The organism is Patulibacter ginsengiterrae (assembly GCF_056269115.1).
In genome coordinates this window covers 18902-37686 of the sequence record NZ_JBWDOG010000025.1, presented here as the reverse complement: position 1 = coordinate 37686, position 18785 = coordinate 18902, and the positions used below count along the sequence as shown (strand labels likewise).

Sequence of the window (18785 nt, the reverse complement as noted above, 5' to 3'; positions counted from 1 at the left end):
CGAGCGGGCGGTGCAGGCGAGAGCCTCAGGATCCGGTCCGCTCTCCGGAAGGCAGGACAGCGTCACCGCAGGACCGTCGCCCCGCAGTCATGAGCCGATCACCCGCAGCACCCGATACCGACCACGACACGATGGTCTCCCCGAAACGCCCGACACCGACCTTCTCCTGAACCGAAGAACAGCCAGAGCCAGATGAGCACGCGACAGGACAACGGCCCGGACCTCTACGCGGTCCTCGGGGTCGACAAGAAGGCGAACGCCGACGAGGTCAAGAAGGCGTACCGCAAGCTCGCCCGTGAGTACCACCCGGACCGCAACCCGGGGGACACGGCCGCCGAGGAGCGGTTCAAGCAGGTCTCGGCCGCGCACGACATCCTGTCCGACGCCGACAAGCGCAAGGAGTACGACCGGGCCCGCGCGATGGGCGGCCTCGGTGGCGCGTTCTCGACCGGCGGCGCCGGCTTCGACTTCGGCGACAGCGGGATCGGCGACATCCTCGGCTCGGTCTTCGGCAACGTCACCGGGCGCGGCGGGACCCGCCCGCAGGGCCGCCAGCGGCCGAACCAGCAGCGCGGCCGCGACCTCGAGGCCGAGGTCACCCTCAGCTTCCGCCAGGCGATGGACGGGGCCCAGATCCCGCTCAGCGTCCGCACCACGGCGACCTGCACCACCTGCGCGGGGACCGGCGCCAAGCCCGGCACCAGCCCGATCGTCTGCCCCCGCTGCCAGGGCCGCGGCGTCGAGTCGCAGGGCCAGGGGCTGTTCTCGATCAGCCAGCCGTGCGGTCGCTGCCACGGCTCCGGCACCGTGATCGAGGAGGCCTGCCCGACCTGCAAGGGCGAGGGCGCCGTCCACACGACCAAGCGCTACCGCGTCAACGTGCCGCCCGGGGTCAAGGAGGGCTCGCGGGTCCGGCTCGCCGGCAAGGGCCAGGCCGGACGCAACGGCGGCCCGCCCGGCGACCTCTTCGTGATCACCCACGTGTCCCCGTCCGACGTCTTCAGCCGTCACGGCGACGACATCGAGGTGACGGTGCCGCTCTCGATCGCCGAGGCGGTCCAGGGTGCCGACGTCGAGGTGCCGACGCTCGACGGCCGCAAGAAGCTCCGCGTTGCCCCCGGCACCAAGCACGGCACCGTCCAGCGGCTGCGCGGCGAGGGGCCGCCGCGACTCGGCGGCGGCGGGCGCGGGAACATCCGCTACCGCTTCGTGATCGAGGTCCCGCACCCCTCCACCGACGCGCAGCGCGATGCCGTCAGCCAGCTGGGGGAGCTCTTCCCGGCCGCAGGTCGTGAAAGGCTGTTCTCAGAGGACGCCTGATGGGTACGCACCGGATCACCCACACCCAGACCACGACGACGACGATCGAGGTCGACGTCGACCGTGGCGTGTTCATGATCTCGGTCGCGGCAGAGCTCGCGGAGATGCACCCGCAGACCCTGCGGATGTACGAATCCCGCGGGCTGATCGAGCCCAAGCGCTCGCCCAAGGGCACCCGGCTCTACTCCCACAGCGACGTCGACCGGCTGCGGCGGATCCAGCAGATGACCACCGACCTCGGTCTCAACCTCGCCGGGGTCGAGCGGGTCCTGGAGCTGGAGAGCGAGCTGGCGCGCGAGCGCGACCGCTACGCCGAGGCGGCCCAGCGGCTCGAGGAGCTGCAGCGCCAGACCGTCGAGATGCGTGACGCGCTGCGCGCCGAGATGCAGGTCGAGATCGACAAGCTCCGCCAGCGCAACGAGATCGTGCGCTACGAGGGCCGGACGACCGCGATCGTGCGGGTCCAGCCGCCGCACCGCCCCGACGGCCGCTGACCCTCGTGGAGACCGCCGCCATGAGCACCACTGCCGCCCCGGGGCCCCTACCCGCGGGTCCGACGCTCGACCGCGGCTTCGCGCTCCTGCGCCGCAACGCCCGCGCCCTGCTCGTCCCGCAGGTCGTCCTCCACCTGATCGCGCTCGCGATCGCGATCGTGGCGACGCTGATCGGCTTCCTGCTGCTCGGCGACGTGGCGACCAGGTTCGAGACCGTCCGCGAGTCGACCTGGACCGGCGACAGCACCCTCGTTCGGCGGGAGGTCGCCCAGTACACCGACGGCCAGTGGACCGTGCTCGGGATCGTGCTGGCCGTCTCGGCCTTCGCCTTCGCCTGGTTCCAGGTCGCGGCCTTCGTCGCGGTCGCCCGCGGCACCGAGCGGGCCGAGGCCGGGCAGGCCCCGCCGCCGCTGAAGGACGCGATCCGCGAGGCGCTGGGGCAGACCCCGCGGCTGTTCGCGGTCGGCGTCGTCTTCCTGCTCGGGCTGGCCGCGGCGGGCGCCGTCGCGGTCCTACTCGCGCTCGCGGTCGGCGGGCTCAAGCCGGCGCTGATCGTGCTCGCGATCGACGGGGCGCTGATCGCCCTGGTGCTCGTCCGCCTCAGCCCCTGGGCGGTCGTCCAGCTGAGCGAGGGCGCCGGTCTGCGCTCGTTCTCGCGGGCCTGGACGCTGACCCGCTCGCAGTTCTGGCCGCTCGCGCTGCTGCTGGTGCTGCTGGTGATCGTCGTCGCCGCCGTCACGATCGTGCTGGGGATCGTCACCGCCTACCTGCCCGGCGGGATCGCCCAGGACGACGCGACGATCACGATGTCGGCGGTGATCCCCTACGCCGTCACGGCGGCGGTGACCGGGATCGTCGCGACCGGGATCGTCACCCCCGCGCTGGTCCTGGCCTACCGCACGCTGCGGGCGGCCGAGCCGGCCGGCGCGGCCCCGACGGCGGACTGAGGGCCGGCGGCTCCCCGGCCGCCGCATCCGCTGCATACGCGGTCCGCGGTCGGCGGTCGGGCAACCCGTAGGATCTCGCCGATGAAGCGCGCTCGATCGCACCCGAGCATCCACGACATAGCGGCTGCGGCGGGCGTCTCGATCACCACCGTCTCCCACGCGCTGAACGGCAAGGGCCGGGTCCAGCCGGCGACCCGCGAGCGGATCCTCGCGATCGCGCGCGAGCTCGGCTACACCGCCAACGTCCACGCGCAGCGGCTCGCCACTGGCCGCAACATGATGCTCGCGCTCCAGGTCTCCGGCTCGGGCAAGCGGATGCTGGTCAGCGACTCGACCTACTACATCGACGTCCTCAACAGTGCGGCCGCGGCGGCGATCGACGCTGGCTACACCCCGGTGATCGTGCCCTCGCGGCTCGGCGAGGGCGACGTCGAGACGCTCGCCGTCGACGGCGCGCTGGTGATCGACCCGCGGGGCGACGAGCCGCTGCTGCGGACGGTCCGTGCCCGGGGTGGCCGGGCCGTGACCGCCGGTCGGGTGCTCCAGGACGGCGACGACTGCGGCTCGGTCGACAACGACCACCGGCGGCTGACCCGGGACGCGCTCGACCACCTCGTCGCCGCCGGCTACACCCGTCCGGCGCTGCTGACCGGCACCTACGCGCAGTCGTTCGCGGCCGACGCCGCCGCCGAGTACCGGCGGTGGGCGGCGGAGCGGGAGATGGCCCCGATCGTGGTCAGCGTGCGAGCTGCCCCGAGCGCGGCGGCGGCGTTCAACGCGGCCACGGCGCTGCTCAGCCGCCCCGATCGCCCCGACGCGGTCTACGCGAGCTTCGACGTCTTCGCGCTCGGGGTCCTGCGCGCCGCGGCGACGCTCGGCCTGCGGGTCCCGGAGGACGTCGGGATCGTGGCGACCGTCGACGGCGACGCGCTCCGCGGGGCGTTCCCGCCGATCACTGCCTTCGATCTCCACCCCGAGCGGATCGGGGCGAAGGCGATCGGGCTGCTGACCGAGATGCTCGAGCAGGGCGCCGAGGCCCGCGCCGTGGTGGTGCCCGCGAAGCTGCGGGAACGCGAGTCGACGCGGCGCTGAGCGCCGGTCGCCGAGGGCGCGACCGCCGGGAACGGGCTGCTGCCGCAGCGCGTCGACCGCGCTGATCTCGCGGCGCCGAGCGCCGCTCGACCTTCCTCCGTCCCGCCGTCGCGTTGGTCGCGGACGTCTCCGATTCGTGCCGCCGGGGTTCGGCGAAGGCGGATCTCCAGTCGTGATCGCGGCTTCCGTGACCGCCGTCACATTCGGTCTTGACACGAAGTTGCCAAAGCGCTTTAGTCGTGCCCAAGCGCTTTGGCGCCGAGAAACGCCCGAAGCGGTCAACGAAGGAGGAGCCTTTCCATGAGCGTCACCGATGCAACGACGCAGGACCTGGTCAACGGGATTCCGCGAGCCGAGTACGGCGATCGTCGCCGTCAGCTGCGCGAGCGGATCGCCGAGCGGGGCCTCGACGGCGTGCTGGTGGTCTCACGCGGCGGCAACGGCGCCGACTGGGGCGGCGACGTCGTCTACCTGACGAACCACTACTCGGCCTTCCCGGCGATCCCCGACCAGCTGCCGGCGTGGTCCGGCCGCGGGCTCTCCGGCCTGGTGATGCCGGCCAACGAGGACGCGTCGCTGATCGTCGAGCTGCCGGACTGGCGTGAGGACCTCGTCGTCTGCGACGACGTGCGGGTCGCGCTCGACCTCTGGGGCGGGCTCGTCGACGCGCTCCGCAGCCGCGGCCTCGAGCGCGGGCGGATCGGCCTGATCGGCCGCGAGAGCTTCCCGCACGTCGCCGCCGACCGGATCCGGACCGAGCTGCCCGGCGTCGAGCTGGTCTGGGCCGACGACATCATCGAGGACCTGCGGCTGCGCAAGTCCCCGGCCGAGATCGTGCTCTGCCGCGAGGCGGCCCGGGTCGGCAGCGACATGGTCCGCGCCTTCATGGAGGCCGCCGTTCCCGGCGCGACCGAGGCCGATTGCGTGATCGCGGCCTACGAGACCGGTGTCCGCCAGGGCGCCTTCCCGCTCGACATCCCGGTCGCCTCCGGCAAGCACGTCGACCACTTCGTGTGGGACCGGATGCCCTCGTGGAACCACACCCGCAAGCTCGAGGCCGGGGACATGATCCACCCCGACATGTACGGGACGGTCAACGGGTACTTCTACGACCTCGTCCGCACCACCGTCGTCGGCCGCAAGGTCACCGACGCCCAGCGTGAGGTCCTCCAGGCCTCGATCGACGTCGTCGACCACGTGATCGCCGGGATCCGCCCCGGGGTCAGCTTCGGCGAGCTCTTCGACCGCGGGGCCGACTGGCTCGGCGAGCACGACTTCGACGTGCCCGGCGCCGAGTCGGCCGAGTCGGTCGCGTTCCTCGGCCAGAGCTTCCCGGCCTTCGGCCACAGCATGGGCCTGGCCTGGGAGCGGCCGTTCATGCTGCCCGGCGAGACGGCGGTCGTCGAGGCCGGCATGTACCTGGCGGTCGAGGCCGAGGTCGGGCGTCCCGGGGCGGGCACCGGCGCGTTCGAGCACGACCTGCTGGTCACCGAGGACGGCGTCGAGATCCTGACGTCCTCGGTCAAGAACGTCTGGTGGGAGTAACGGGCCGGTGCGTGTCGCGTTGATCGACGAGGCCGGGGCGGACGTGCGCGAGCACGTCGCCGCGGCCCGCACCCGCGGGGCCGAGCTGATCTGCCTGCCGCAGCTCAGCTTCGCGCCGTACTTCCCGGCGGGCCGCGACCGGGCCGAGCTGGAGCGAGCCGAGCGCCCGCCGGGCCGCGCGTGGCGCGACGCGCTCGCCGGGGCCGGATCGGCCTGGCTCTGCGGTTCGGCCTACGAGTCCGAGGGCGAGGGCGTCTTCTACCTGACGGCGTACCTCGCCCCCGGTGACGGGAGCAGCGACGGCGGGGCCTACCGCCAGGTCCGGGTCGAGCGGTCGGCCGGCCGCTACGAGGCCCAGTTCTGGTCCCCGGGCCACACCGGCTTCGCGGTCGTCGCGACGCCCGACGGCCCGGTCGCGCCGCTGATCGGGGCCGACCTGACCGACCCCGGCGCCTGGGCCGCCGTCGTGGCGGCCGGCGCCGGGGCGGTGGTCGGCGGGGTCAGCGAACCCGACGACCGCTGGCCGACGACCCACCGCGCGATCGCGGGCCTCGCCGCCGCCCATCGGCTGCCGGTCGCTGTCGCCAACCGCGCCGGCGACGAGCGCGGCGTTCGCTACCCGGGCGCGGGGCTCGTCTGCGACCAGCACGGTGCCGCCCTCGACCCCGGCCCCGACGGCCTCTACGAACTGGAGCTCTCCTGATGACCGCGATCGACGACGTGCAGGGCCTCGGCAGCATCGAGCACGCCTACTACCGGCGCGAGAAGCCGCTGGCGGGGGTCGTGCTGCTGCCGGGCCAGGAGACCCACGCCACCGGCGAGCACCCGGAGAACGTGCGGCGCCTGCCGGGCGTGGTCGAGCACCTCCGGAGCCTGCCGCAGTGGGAAGACCTGCTCGTGCTCTACCCCCGCTACGCCCGGCCGGAGGACCTCGTCCGGGCCCACGACGAGCGGTTCGTCGAGCTGCTGCGGTCGGCGACCGCCGACGCGCCGGTCTGGCTCGACACCGACACGCTCGCCTCCGAGGGCAGCTTCGCGCTCGCCTCGCTGGCCAGCGGCGCGGCGCTGGCCGCGGTCGACGCGCTCGCGATGGAGGCCTACTGGAAGCCGGACGTGCTGTTCGCGCTGACCCGCCCGCCGGGTCACCACGCGACCCCGGACCGGGCGATGGGCTTCTGCCTCGTCAACCACGTCTCGGTCGCCGCCCGCTACGCCCGCGAGGTCTACGGGCTCGAGCGGATCGCGGTCGTCGACTGGGACGTCCACCACGGCAACGGCACCCAGGAGATCCACTGGCGCGACCCGTCGCTGCTGTTCGTGTCGCTCCACCAGTGGCCGCTCTACCCGGGCACCGGCTGGCACGACGAGCGGGGCGCGGGGCCGGGCGAGGGCTTCACCGTCAACCTGCCGATGCCGCCCGGCTCCGGCGACCGCGAATACCACGAGGCGTTCGACGCGGTGGTCGAGCCGATCCTCGACGCCTACGACCCACAACTGCTGATCGTCTCCGCCGGCCAGGACGGGCACGCGGCGGACACGCTCTCCAACCAGATGCTGTCGGCGGCCGGCTTCCGGCGGATGGCGGAGCGGATGGCGGCCTTCTCGCGCGAGCGCGGGATCGGCACGCTGGTCGTCCACGAGGGCGGCTACAACGTCACCACCCTGCCGCAGCTCGACGCGGCGATCCTCGGCGGGTTGGCCGGCTTCGAGACCGACCTCGACGATCCCTTCGCCGCCGGTGCGCCGCCGGTCGTGGGCTGGTCGGAGCGATTGCGCGAGATCCGGGCCAGCGCCGGGATCAGCTGGCCGCAGGTGGCGCCGTGAGCGTGCCGCTGCGGTTGCTCGCCTGGCCGGGGATGCCGGCCCCGGAGGTCGTCGCCGAGGTCGGCCGCCGGCTCGGGCGCGAGATCGTGCTGGAGACGATCGCCATCAACGAGGAGCTCGAGCGGCTGATCGGCGAGGGCCAGCGCTACGACGTGGTCTGCCCCTCGGACTACATGGTCGAGCGGCTGGCCGCCGCCGGGGCCCTGGCCCCGCTCGACGGCGACCGTCTGCCCGGCCGCCGCAACCTCGCCGACTGGGCGCGGCGGCCGGTCTACGACCCGGCCGAGCGCTGGTCGGTCCCGCTCGCCTTCGGCACCACCGGCTACCTCTACGACCGCGGCCGGATCGCGCCCGAGCCGAGCGGCTGGGCGGCGCTGCTCGGGGCCGAGGGGGCGGGGCCGGTGGGGATGCTGGCCGAGCCGCGGGAGGTCGTCGGGGCCGCGCTGCTGGCGGCCGGGTACGGGCCGAACGCGGCCGATCCGCCTGCGCTGGCGGCGGCCGGGGCGCTGCTCGAGGCCCAGAGCCCGCGGGTGACCAGCGTCTCCAGCGACGACTTCGTCGGCCCGGTCGTGGACGGGGACGTCGTCGCCCACCACGCCTGGAGCGGCCCGTCGGCGGCAAGGATGCGGACGACGCCCGCGCTCGGCTACGTGGTCCCGAGCGAGGGCGCGGTGCTGTGGACGACGACCGCCGCGATCCCCGCCGACGCACCCGATCCCGACGCCTCCCACGCCCTGATCGAGCAGCTGCTCGACCCCGAGCTCGCCGCGGTCACCACCACCCGCTTCGGCTACGCGACCCCGAACGCCGCCGCCCGCGAGCGGCTCGATCCGGTGCTCGGTCGCGATCCCGTGCTCTTTCCCGACGCGTCGGTGCGGGAGCGTCTGCATGTCGTCCGCGACCTGTCCTCGGAGGCCGCCGAGCGGATCGGCGCGCTCTGGACGGCGGTGCGCGAGCGCTGGTCGGCGCCGTTCCCCTGAGGTTCGGCGGCCCGTGACGTTCGGCGGCCGCTGAGGTTCGGCGGCCGCTGAGGTTCCGCAGCCCGCTGCGGTTCCGGAGTCCGCTTGAGGCCCGCAGTTCGCCTGAGGCCCGCAGTCCCGTGAGACCGCGCAGTTTCGCGGTCCGCCTGAGGTCCCCGCAGTCCCCGTGAAGTCCACAAGGAGGAGAGCGTCATGTCAACAGCGACGCGGCCATCGGCCGCGACCCCCGCCCCGTCCGAGCCGGAAGCCGGCGGCGACCAGCTACTGCGGGACTTCAGTCTCTGGTCCACGTTCTCGTTGGCGTTCGCCTTCCTCTCGCCGATCGCGGCCCTCTACGGGATCTTCGCGATCGGCCTGATGACGGTCGGCCCGCAGTTCTGGTGGGGCTTCCCGATCACGCTCGCCGGCCAGATGCTGGTGGCCCTGACCTTCGGGCAGCTCGTCTCCCGCTGGCCCTACGAGGGCAGCGTCTACCAGTGGTCGCGACGCCTGATCGGCGAGCGCTACGGCTGGTTCACCGGCTGGTGGTACATCTGGGTGCTCTGCATCTGCACCGCCGCGGTCAGCTACAGCGGCGGGATCTTCCTCGCCGAGCTGGTCGGCCTCGACGGCAGCTCGACCGGCACTGTGGTCCCGCTCGCCCTGCTGCTGCTGGCGGCGGTGACCTGGGGCAACACCCACGGTCGTCATCTGCTGAAGATCGTCGTCGGCCTCTGCATCGCGGCCGAGGTGATCGGCTCGGTCGGGGTCGGCGTCTGGCTGCTGCTGTTCCACCGCGAGAACGGGCTCGGCGTGCTCTTCGAGGGCACCGGGGCGCCGTCGGTGAGCGCCGGGATCATGTCGGCGCCGTTCATCATGGCGATCGCCTTCGCGGGCTGGTCGTTCCTCGGCTTCGAGAGCGCCGGCGCGATCGCCGAGGAGGTCAAGGACCCGCGCCGGGCGGTGCCGAAGGCGATGGCCTTCTCGCTGCTGTTCGTCGCGCTGGTGGTGATGTTCGCCAGCCTCTCGATCATCCTCGCGGTGCCCGACATGGGGGCGGTCGTGGCGGGCGACGTGGGCGATCCGGTCGTCGCGACGCTCGAGGTCCACCTCGGCGGGACCGTGACCAGGGTGATCCTGGCGATGTTCGTGATCGGCTTCTTCGCCAGCGCGCTCAGCATCCAGGCGGCGGCGTCGCGGCTGGTCTGGGCGCTGGCGCGGGACAAGCAGCTGCCGGCGTCGAGCTTCCTGTCGCGACTCTCGGGCCGCGACCGGCTGCCGACCCGGGCGGTCCTGGTCTGCGCGATCGTGTCGGCCGCGCTCTACGGCCTGAGCGGGACCGACCTCTACTCGATCCTGGTCACGGCGACCTCCGGCGGCTTCTACATCGCCTTCGCGCTGCCGGTGATCGGCCTCGCGATCGCCCGCTGGCGCGGCCAGTGGCAGCCCGGTCCGTTCCTCGCCGGGCGCAAGGGCCTGCTGATCTCGATCGGCGCGCTGGTCTGGCTGGTGCTGGAGACGATCAACATCGTCTGGCCACGTGGCGACGGCCTGCCCTGGTACCAGACCTGGGCGTTCTTCCTGGTGGCGGGCTTCATCGTGGTGCTCGGCGTGATCGTCCGCTTCGCTCGCCGCGGAGCGCCGCCGCCGGCGCCGCTGGTCGACGAGCCGTACGACCCGGAGCGGGAGGGGGTCAGCGGGACGGTGGGGCCTGCGGGGGCGGGTCGCTCGGTAGAGGACCGGCGGACGTCGTAGGTCGAGCCGGATCGAAGGACTCCGGACCGGCCGGCGACGCATCCTCACCCCACCAGTCGTCGGGCCGCGGCTCTTGGAGCCCCGACCCCTTGGAGCGACAGCTCTGGCGTCATCTCGCGTCGCTATCCGACGCAAGATGACGCCAGGGCAACGGGCGACGCGAAGTGACGCCAGGTGCCTCGCTGCGTCCTACCGCCGCTCGCCGACCCACCCGCGGCGGACGCCGACCGCGACGACCGCGACCGCGCAGGCGAGCCCGACCGCCCAGCCGGCGAGCACGTCGGTCGGGCTGTGGACGCCGAGCACGATCCGGCTGAGGCCGACGGCGACCACGAGCGCGATCATCGCCACCAGCGGCCGCCACCCGCGGCCGCTGGCCCAGAGCACGAGCCCGAGCGCCAACCAGCCTGCGGCGGACTGGGCCGAGTGTCCGGACGGGAAGCCGCTCGTCCGTTCGGTGACCTCGTGGAGGCCGACCGGTGGACGGGGCCGGTCGACGATCGTCTTCAGGATCGGCGTCAGGGCGGCGCCGATCGCGAGCGAGACCAGCGGCAGCAGCGACGCGGGTGGTCCGAGCCGGTGGCTGAGGCCGAGCAGCGCGGCGACGAGCAGCAGCAGGACGGCGACGATCGCGCCGTTGCCGAGCAGGGTGATCGCCCGCGCGACGTCGACCAGCCCGGCCGAGCGCCAGCCGGCGACGTCGGCGACGGTGTCGGCGTCGAAGCGGGTGATCGCGTTCTCGCCCCCGACCACGAAGCCGAGCACCAGGACCAGCGCGACGCAGGCGAGAACGATCGCCGCCGCGCGGGTGGGGGCGAAGCGGGGGGTCGATTCGTAGGGGATCGGCGCGCTCGGGCCGGACGCGGAGCCGGCGGGGCGGTCGGGTCCTCCGGCTTCCGTCGTCGGCACGGACCTACCGTACGGGACCGCAGGCCGGTCGCCTCGGGGTGACGACGGCGGGCGCGGCCAGCTTCCGCGATGTCTTGCCCCCCTCTGCGGTGGACAAGACATCGCGGAACGTGGTCGCCCACCCCGTCGACTCTGCCGCCGGCCGCGCCCCACGGCACCGCCGTCGCGCCGGCCGGCCTCGTCCACCGCCGACCCGTCCACGGACCGGACCGCCGCCCGCCCCGGGCGTAGTGTGACGTCGACCACGAAGGCGCCGAGAACCGCCGTCGGGCCTTGACTTCTCGACCCCGAACCCGCAAGATCTAAGTCCAAGTGACTGAGATTTGAGAGCGCGCCGCGGTTGGGCATCCGCTGCCGCCCGCTCCTCGTCGATCCGTCACTGTCCCCCGTGTCCCCCGGCCCGAAAGGCGGATCGTGCAACCCGATCGTTTCACCATCAAGACCCAAGAGGCCCTCGCCGAGGCCGGTCAACTCGCCGAGCGCCGCAAGAACCCCCAGGTCGCCCCCGAGCATCTGCTGCTCGCGCTGCTCGACCAGGAGGGTGGCCTGACCGGCTCCGTCCTCAAGAAGCTCGGCGTCCCCGTCGAGCAGGTCCGCCGACCGGTCGAGGCCGCGATCGACGGCCTGCCCACGGTCACCTCCGGCGGCCAGTCCTCCGGTCCGTCCAGCGAGCTGGTCGCGGTGCTCCGCGCCGGTGACGAGCAGATGCGGACCCTCGGTGACGACTACCTGTCGACCGAGCACCTGCTGCTCGCGATCGCGGCCCACGACTCGAAGGCCGGCGAGGCCCTGCGCGCCGTCGGTGCCGCCAGTCAGGCGCTGCTGGAGGCGGTGACCGAGGTCCGCGGTGGCCATCAGGTCACCGACCAGAACCCCGAGGACAAGTTCGAGGCGCTGGAGAAGTACGGCCAGGACCTGACCGAGGCCGCCCGCGACGGCAAGCTCGACCCGGTGATCGGTCGCGACGAGGAGATCCGTCGCGTGATCCAGGTCCTCAGTCGCCGCCGCAAGAACAACCCGGTCCTGATCGGCGAGCCCGGCGTCGGCAAGACGGCGATCGCCGAGGGCCTCGCCCAGCGGATCGTCGACGGCGATGTCCCCGAGTCGCTCCGCGACCGCCGCGTGATCTCGCTCGACATGGGCTCGATGATCGCCGGCGCCAAGTACCGCGGCGAGTTCGAGGACCGGCTGAAGGCCGTCCTGAAGGAGGTCCAGGACGCGAAGGGCCAGATCGTCCTGTTCCTCGACGAGCTGCACACGATCGTCGGCGCCGGCGCGAGCGAGGGAGCCGTCGACGCGGCCAACCTGCTCAAGCCGATGCTGGCCCGCGGCGAGCTGCGCGCGGTCGGTGCGACGACGCTCGACGAGTACCGCAAGTACATCGAGAAGGACGCCGCGCTCGAGCGGCGCTTCCAGCCCGTGCTCGTCGACGAGCCCTCGGTCGAGGACACGATCGCGATCCTGCGCGGGCTCAAGGACAAGTACGAGACCCACCACAACGTCCAGATCCAGGACGCGGCGCTGATCGCCGCGGCCACGCTCTCGCACCGGCACATCGCCGACCGGCAGCTGCCGGACAAGGCGATCGACCTGATCGACGAGGCCGCCTCGCGGCTGAAGATCGAGATCGACTCGAAGCCGACCGAGATCGACGAGGTCGACCGCCACATCGTCCAGCTCGAGATCGAGCGGATGTCGCTGGAGAAGGAGGACGACGACGCGTCGAAGGCACGACTCGAGGCGCTCGACCGCGACCTCGCCGACGAGCGCGAGCGCTCCGCGGCGATGACCGCCGAATGGCAGCGCGAGAAGGAGTCCGTCGACCAGGTCGGCCAGGTCAAGGAGGAGCTCGAGCAGAAGCGCGGCGAGGCCGAGCGGGCTCAGCGGGCCGGCGACCTCCAGCGTGCGGGTGAGTTGACCTACGGCGAGATCCCGCTGCTGGAGCGGCGGATCGAGGAGCTGGAGGCGCAGGCGGCCGAGGTCGACCAGGGCGAGTTCCAGTTCCTGGAGAACAAGGTCTCGGCCGAGCACATCGCCGAGGTCGTCGGCAACTGGACCGGGATCCCCGTCGCCCGGCTGCTGGAGGGCGAGGTCGAGAAGCTCGTCCAGATGGAGGATCGCCTGCACGATCGGGTGATCGGCCAGGGCGAGGCGGTCGACGCGGTCTCCGCGGCGATCCGACGCAGCCGCGCCGGACTCGGCGACCCCGACCGTCCGATCGGCTCGTTCCTGTTCCTCGGACCGACCGGCGTCGGCAAGACCGAGCTGGCACGGGCGCTGGCCGAGTTCCTGTTCGACTCGGTCGACGCGATGATCCGGATCGACATGTCGGAGTACATGGAGAAGCACGCGGTCTCGCGACTGGTCGGTGCGCCTCCCGGATACGTCGGCTACGACGAGGGCGGGCAGCTGACCGAGGCCGTGCGGCGCAAGCCGTACTCGGTGGTCCTGCTCGACGAGGTCGAGAAGGCGCATCCGGACGTCTTCAACATCCTGCTCCAGCTGCTCGACGACGGGCGCCTGACGGACGGCCACGGCCGGACGGTCGACTTCACCAACACGGTCCTGATCCTGACCTCGAACATCCCGGGCGGGCGGGCCGGGGCGGAGGCGACCTTCCGCCCCGAGTTCATCAACCGGCTCGACGACATCATCGAGTTCCACCCGCTCGACCGCAGCCACCTGGGCCAGATCGTCACGATCCAGGTCCAGCGGGTCCTCGACCGGGCGGCGGAGCGCGGCGTCGACGTCGACCTGAGCGACGACGCGGCGGAGCTGCTGGGCAACCTCGGCTACGACCCGACCTACGGGGCGCGGCCGCTCAAGCGGACGATCCAGAAGCACCTGACCGACCGGCTGGCGCTGGCCCTGCTGAAGGGCGAGGTCAAGGACGGCGACCTGGTCGAGGTCGGTGCGGCCGACGGCGAGATCACGCTGGCCGTCGACGGCCGCACGGTCGCCGATGTCCCGAAGCCGGCGGCGATGGCGGCCCCGGCCGACGGCGAGGCCTGATCGTAGGAACCCGCGGCGCCGACGGGTCGGCGCCGCGGACGGACCGCCGGGAGGGCTAGCCGAAGACGTCGGTGATCGGCACCGCGAACCCGGGCAACAGTGGGCTGGTCAGCGCCTGCTCGACGCCGACCTCGGCGGTCGCGTCGAAGCTCGACGAGCCCGCGGAGCGTCGGAAGACGAGCACGCTCTGCGCGGGCGGGTCGACCAGCCAGAGCTCACGGACGCCGTCGCGCTCGTAGATCTGGCGCTTGCGGCCGAGGTCCACGTGCCAGGTCGAGGGGGAGCGGACCTCGACGACGAGGTCGCCGAGTGGCCACGGCCGCTGGTCGAGCGACGGCAGCTCGCGGCCCGCCGCGTACCACTGGAGGTCGGGTACGAGGACCGTGCGTGGATCGATGCCGGTGTCGATGTTGAGGGTGACGAAGCCCCGGGCCGGTTCCCCAGCCGTCCACAGCCGGATGGCGACGAGCAGGTTGCTGACCACGAGCTGGTGCCGCGGCGTCGCCTCGCTCACCACGACCTCACCGTCGATCAGCTCGAGGCGTCGGGCGTCCTGCCGCTCCGGGATCGCCAGGAACTCCTCGGCGGTCATCCGGGGCGGGACGGTCGCGGGCATGGCGTTCATCGTAGATCTCCCGTTCGGCGGTGTCCATCGGTGGGGAGACCCGCGGGGCGCGCCGACCTCACCCCCGCCACCGACGCGCCGACGAGGAGATGCGCGGTCGTCCACCTCCACGGACGACGCATCCGGGAGCGAGCCGGCGCGGCCGCTCGCGCCCTCGCTCAGGCCACCGCCGGATCCGCCGCCGGCCGCGGGTCGGCGACCCGCGTCGTCCGGTGCTCGTCGAGCCGGAAGGCCCGCGTGCGCTTCTCGAAGGCGGTCATCAGGTCGGGCCAGAGCGTGACGTTGCGGCCGTCCTCCCCGAGGTACCAGCTGCTGCAGCCGCCGCTCAGCCAGACCGTTGGCTGGCTGCGCCGCAGGACCTCGTCGTTGAACGTCCGCTGGACCTCCTCGCGGACCTCCAGCGTCGCCAGGCCGCCGGCGTCCATCGCGTCGAGGCAGGCGACGGCGTAGTCGAGCTGGGCCTCGATCATCGTCACGATCGAGCCGGCGCCGAGGCCGGTGTTCGGCCCGAGCAGCGTGAAGAGGTTGGGGAAGCCGGCGATCGTGGTCCCGAGGAACGCTTCGGGCGCCCCGTGCCAGACCTCCCGGAGCGTGCGCCCGTCGCGGCCGACGACCCGGGCGGCCGAGGGCATCTCCGTGACCTGGAAGCCGGTGCCGAGGACCAGCACGTCGAGCTCGTGGCGGCGGCCGTCGGTGGTCACGACCGCATCCGGCTCGATCCGGGCGATCCCGTCGGTGACGAGCTCGACCTGCGGCTTGGCGTAGGTCCGCAGGTAGCGGTTGGAGAGCGTGATCCGCTTGCAGCCGAGCCGGTAGTCGGGGGTCAGCTGCTCCCGCAGCCGCGGGTGGTCCGGCAGCTGCCGCCGCAGGTGCCAGCGGGCGACGCGCTCGAGCGCGGCCATCACCGCCGGTCGCCGCGTCATCACCAGGTTGGTCAGCTCCATGTAGCTGGTGATCAGGGCGCGGTCGGCCCGCTGCAGGATCGGCAGCCGCCGGAAGAGCGCCCGCTCCAGGCGCGACGTGCGGCGGTTGGTGTGGGGCAGGACCCAGGCCGGGGTCCGCTGGAAGACCGAGAGCCGGCCGGCGATCTCGCCCAGCTCCGGGATCACCTGGATCGAGGACGACCCGGTCCCGATCACGCCGATCCGCTTGCCGTCGAGGGCCAGCGAGTGGTCCCAGCGGGCGGTGTGGACGATCGCACCGGCGAACCCGTCGAGGCCGTCGATCTCGGGCAGCTTCGGCTCGACGAGGCCACCGGTGCCGGTGACCAGGCGCTCGGCCAGCAGCTGCTCGCCGCCGGCCGGACCCAGCAGCTCCAGCCGCCAGGCGGCCTCGGTCTCGTCCCAGCTCGCGCGTTCGAGCGAGACGCCGAACCGGATCTGCTCGAGCACGCCCTCCGACTCCGCGCAGCGGCGGAGGTAGCGCTGGATCTCGGACCGCGGCGAGAAGGTCTCCGGCCAGTCCGGGTTGGGCAGGAACGAGTACGAGTAGAGGTTCGACGGGACGTCGCAGCGGCAGCCGGGGTAGGTGTTGTCCCACCAGGTGCCGCCGACGTCCGGGGCCCGCTCGAGCACGACGAAGTCGCGGTGGCCGCCCCGGCGCAGGCGGATGGCGGCGCCGATGCCCGAGAATCCGGCGCCGATCACGGCGGTCTTGATGCGCTCGGTCATGCCGCAACCATACGCCGATGGCGGGCCGATCGACACCGTTCCTACGGATCCGTAGTCAAGACCGCAGGCCGGCGGCCGGTGGTCCCGTCAGCGACGGGTGCTCGCGACGCGGACGGTCGGCAGGCGCGCCAGCCGGCGGGCGTAGCGGGCGCGGACGCGCTTCCGGCAGGTGCTCCGGGCCGGACGCGCGCGCTTGCGGTTGCAGACACGCAGCGCCCGACCGCGGGCGCGGACCAGTCGCGCCCGAGCCCGCCGCACGGCGGCCGCGCGGGCCCGGTCCAGCTGCGCCGACGGCTTGGCTCCGGGCGGCGCGCCGGCAGGCGGCGGGGCCGCACCGGAGGGGCCGCCCGGAGGGGGTGCGCCGTCGCCGGGCGGTGTGCCCCCACCGGGCGTTCCGGGGGCCGTGCTGAGCACCTCGCCGGCGGTCTTGACCTGCACCTCCGGGTCGAGGGCGAGCGCGGCGACGAACTTCCGCAGGTCCCAGGGCGTGACGGCGTTGGCGGGTGAGCCGTTGCAGAGCTGGTCATCCGGCTCGCAGATGTCGTGGAAGACCAGCTGGACCCAGCCGCCGCCACGGGCCTTCGCCGCCCCGACGAGGCCGAGCAGCTGCTCGCTGTCCATCCCGTCGGCGTTGAAGGCGTGCGTCGCGAAGGGGTCGGCCGGCGGCAGCGTCTCCGCCGGATCGGGGGCGGAGGTGGTCCGCCCGCTCAGGTAGCCGCACTCCTGGACGATTGCCCGCGACCGGGCGTCCCAGCGACCGAAGGGGTACGCGAAGCTGAGGGCGGGATAGCCCGCCTCGCGCAGCACGGCGCGGTCGTCGCAGACCTCCGTTCGGATCTCGGCCTCGGTCGGCCCCGTGGGCGGCGGGACGTGCCCGCCCGGGTCCGGAGGCGTGAGCCGCCGGTGGTGGAGGGTGTGCCCGGCGATCTCGTGGCCGGCGTCGTGGAGCGCGGCGAGCTGGTCCCAGGAGAGGAACTCGTGCGACCAGACCTCGTCGACGGTCGCGCGGTCGACGGCGACGGTGTTCACGTAGAACGTCGCGCGGGTGCCGGTGAGGGCGAGGATCTGGGCCGGGTCGTTGCGGGTGCCCATGCCGTCGTCGAAGCCGAGCGTGACGGTCACTGGGGCGGCGGGCGCCGGGGAGGCCGCCGCGAGGGCCGCACCGGCGACGAGCCCGGCGATGCTCATCGGGAGTCGGAGAAAGGCCATAGGCGATTCTGAGGCCGGCACCACAAGTGTCGTGGGGGAAGAATCCTGGGGTACGTGGTGAGTAGGCCCGGTGGCAGACGGCGTTCAGCCGCTCGGTTCCTACTGTGGGAAGGAAACTGCCCCGGGGGGTCCGGACAGGACTATCGTCCCGACGGTGAGCGACGACCGGAGCACGATCGAGGCAGGACCGACGGATCCCGAGGTGGCGGCCGGCGACCCCGGGCCCGGACCCGCGGCCCTGCTCTTCACCCCGGAGGTGCGGGCCGACCCGTTCCCCTTCTACCGCAACCTGCTGGAGCACGATCCGGTCCACGACACGGGCTTCGGGCTCTGGCTGCTCTCGTCCTACGACGACTGCCGGGCGGCGCTGCGCGACCCGCGCTTCTCGGCCGAGTTCCGGACCATGTCGGACTACGAGGCGAGCATGGCCGCGATCGGCCGTGACACCCCGGTCCAGGCGCTGATGGAACGGCTGATGCTGTTCCGCGACGCCCCCGACCACACGCGCCTGCGGAGCCTGGTCCAGCGCGCCTTCAGTCCCCGGATGGTCGAGAGCTTCCGGGCCCGGGTCGCGGAGGTGACGGAGGACCTGCTCGACCAGGCCGAGGCCCGCGGCGAGCTGGAGCTGATGTCGGACTTCGCCTGGCCGCTGCCGGTGATCGTGATCGCCGAGATGCTCGGGGTTCCCGCGTCCGAGCGCGACCGCTTCCGCGGCTGGGCCAGCGACCTGGCCCTGGCCTTCGACCTCGGCATGACGCCGGAGCGCTCGGAGCGGGCCGAGGCGGCCCAGATCGCCTTCACCGACTTCTTCCTCGACCTGATCCGCGAGCGGGCTCGGGAGCCGCGCGGGGACCTGCTGACGGCGATGGTCGAGGCCGAGGAGCAGGGCGATCGGCTCTCCCCGGACGAGCTGGTCTCGAACCTGGTCCTGCTGCTGATCGCCGGGCACGAGACGACGATGAACCTGATCGGCAACGGCACCCTCGCCCTGCTCCGCAACCCCGAGCAGCTCGCGCGGCTGCGCGACGACCCCTCGATCGCGCCGGACGCCGTCGAGGAGCTGCTGCGGTACGAGAGCCCGGTCCAGCTCGTGATCCGGTTCCCGCACGAGGACATCATGGTCCGCGACAAGCTGATCCCGAAGGGCGCGCGGGTGATGCTGCTGCTCGGGGCGGCCAACCACGATCCGGCGCGGTTCGCGGATCCGGACGTGCTCGACCTGGGCCGCGGCGACCGCGGGCACCTCTCGTTCGGCGGCGGGCCGCACTTCTGCCTCGGCAACGCGCTCGCCCGGATGGAGGGCGAGGTCGCGATCCCGGCGCTGCTGCGGCGGTTCCCGAACCTGGCGCTGGCCGATCCCGACCCCGCCTACCGCCAGACGATGACCCTGCGCGGGCTGGAGGAGCTCAAGCTGCGCTGCTGAG

At 73.0% G+C, this 18785-nt stretch carries 15 protein-coding genes; 11 read left to right on the top strand and 4 right to left on the bottom strand.

Translation table 11 applies throughout. From position 1 onward, the window contains the following. Positions 1 to 192 precede the first annotated feature (192 nt). The 9 genes from dnaJ (at position 193) to ACVUH9_RS21050 (ending at position 9936) form a co-directional block, all read left to right on the top strand. Positions 193 to 1320: a molecular chaperone DnaJ gene (gene dnaJ / locus ACVUH9_RS21090; protein ID WP_475760604.1), complete on the top strand. Its 1128-nt coding sequence runs from the start codon at positions 193 to 195 to the stop codon at positions 1318 to 1320. Continuing rightward, on the top strand, positions 1320 to 1814 hold the full coding sequence (locus tag ACVUH9_RS21085; protein WP_475760602.1) for a heat shock protein transcriptional repressor HspR: 495 nt from the start codon (positions 1320 to 1322) through the stop codon (positions 1812 to 1814). Before dnaJ ends, ACVUH9_RS21085 begins: the two co-directional genes overlap by 1 nt. A 20-nt stretch (positions 1815 to 1834) precedes the next feature. Beyond that, positions 1835 to 2761, top strand: coding sequence for a hypothetical protein (locus ACVUH9_RS21080; protein WP_475760600.1), 927 nt, complete (start codon positions 1835 to 1837; stop codon positions 2759 to 2761). 81 nt (positions 2762 to 2842) lie between these two features. Continuing rightward, positions 2843 to 3853: a LacI family DNA-binding transcriptional regulator gene (locus ACVUH9_RS21075; protein WP_475760598.1), complete on the top strand. Its 1011-nt coding sequence runs from the start codon at positions 2843 to 2845 to the stop codon at positions 3851 to 3853. 300 nt (positions 3854 to 4153) lie between these two features. Continuing rightward, positions 4154 to 5398, top strand: coding sequence for a M24 family metallopeptidase (locus ACVUH9_RS21070; RefSeq protein ID WP_475760596.1), 1245 nt, complete (start codon positions 4154 to 4156; stop codon positions 5396 to 5398). Between the two features lie 7 nt (positions 5399 to 5405). Then, the gene (locus ACVUH9_RS21065) at positions 5406 to 6101 is read left to right on the top strand and encodes a nitrilase-related carbon-nitrogen hydrolase (protein ID WP_475760594.1); all 696 of its coding nucleotides are present in this window, start codon (positions 5406 to 5408) and stop codon (positions 6099 to 6101) included. Further along, positions 6101 to 7222, top strand: a complete 1122-nt coding sequence (locus ACVUH9_RS21060; RefSeq protein WP_475760592.1) for a histone deacetylase family protein — start codon at positions 6101 to 6103, stop codon at positions 7220 to 7222. Before ACVUH9_RS21065 ends, ACVUH9_RS21060 begins: the two co-directional genes overlap by 1 nt. Further along, positions 7219 to 8202: a polyamine ABC transporter substrate-binding protein gene (locus ACVUH9_RS21055; protein WP_475760590.1), complete on the top strand. Its 984-nt coding sequence runs from the start codon at positions 7219 to 7221 to the stop codon at positions 8200 to 8202. Before ACVUH9_RS21060 ends, ACVUH9_RS21055 begins: the two co-directional genes overlap by 4 nt. A gap of 192 nt (positions 8203 to 8394) precedes the next feature. Further along, positions 8395 to 9936 carry an APC family permease gene (locus tag ACVUH9_RS21050; protein ID WP_475760588.1) on the top strand — a complete coding sequence of 514 codons (1542 nt, stop codon included), beginning with the start codon at positions 8395 to 8397 and terminating at the stop codon, positions 9934 to 9936. 189 nt (positions 9937 to 10125) lie between these two features. Here ACVUH9_RS21050 and ACVUH9_RS21045 read toward each other — a convergent pair whose 3' ends face one another. Beyond that, the gene (locus ACVUH9_RS21045) at positions 10126 to 10845 is read right to left on the bottom strand and encodes a phosphatase PAP2 family protein (RefSeq protein WP_475760586.1); all 720 of its coding nucleotides are present in this window, start codon (positions 10843 to 10845) and stop codon (positions 10126 to 10128) included. 414 nt (positions 10846 to 11259) lie between these two features. On the opposite strand from ACVUH9_RS21045, the gene clpB reads away from it, so the two are divergent. Then, positions 11260 to 13857: an ATP-dependent chaperone ClpB gene (gene clpB, locus ACVUH9_RS21040; protein ID WP_475760584.1), complete on the top strand. Its 2598-nt coding sequence runs from the start codon at positions 11260 to 11262 to the stop codon at positions 13855 to 13857. Between the two features lie 55 nt (positions 13858 to 13912). Here the strand turns inward: clpB and ACVUH9_RS21035 are convergent, their stop codons facing one another. The 3 genes from ACVUH9_RS21035 to ACVUH9_RS21025 form a co-directional block, all read right to left on the bottom strand. After that, positions 13913 to 14473, bottom strand: a complete 561-nt coding sequence (locus ACVUH9_RS21035) for a Uma2 family endonuclease (protein ID WP_475760582.1) — start codon at positions 14471 to 14473, stop codon at positions 13913 to 13915. A gap of 167 nt (positions 14474 to 14640) precedes the next feature. Beyond that, positions 14641 to 16152, bottom strand: a complete 1512-nt coding sequence (locus ACVUH9_RS21030; RefSeq protein ID WP_475760580.1) for a flavin-containing monooxygenase — start codon at positions 16150 to 16152, stop codon at positions 14641 to 14643. 87 nt (positions 16153 to 16239) lie between these two features. Beyond that, positions 16240 to 17361, bottom strand: a complete 1122-nt coding sequence (locus ACVUH9_RS21025) for a polysaccharide deacetylase family protein (protein ID WP_475760578.1) — start codon at positions 17359 to 17361, stop codon at positions 16240 to 16242. Positions 17362 to 17515: 154 nt separating this feature from the next. Here ACVUH9_RS21025 and ACVUH9_RS21020 point away from each other — a divergent pair, with 154 nt between their 5' ends. Next, entirely contained in the window at positions 17516 to 18784 is a 1269-nt protein-coding gene (locus tag ACVUH9_RS21020; RefSeq protein WP_475760576.1) for a cytochrome P450, read from the top strand. Position 18785: the final 1 nt, after the last annotated feature.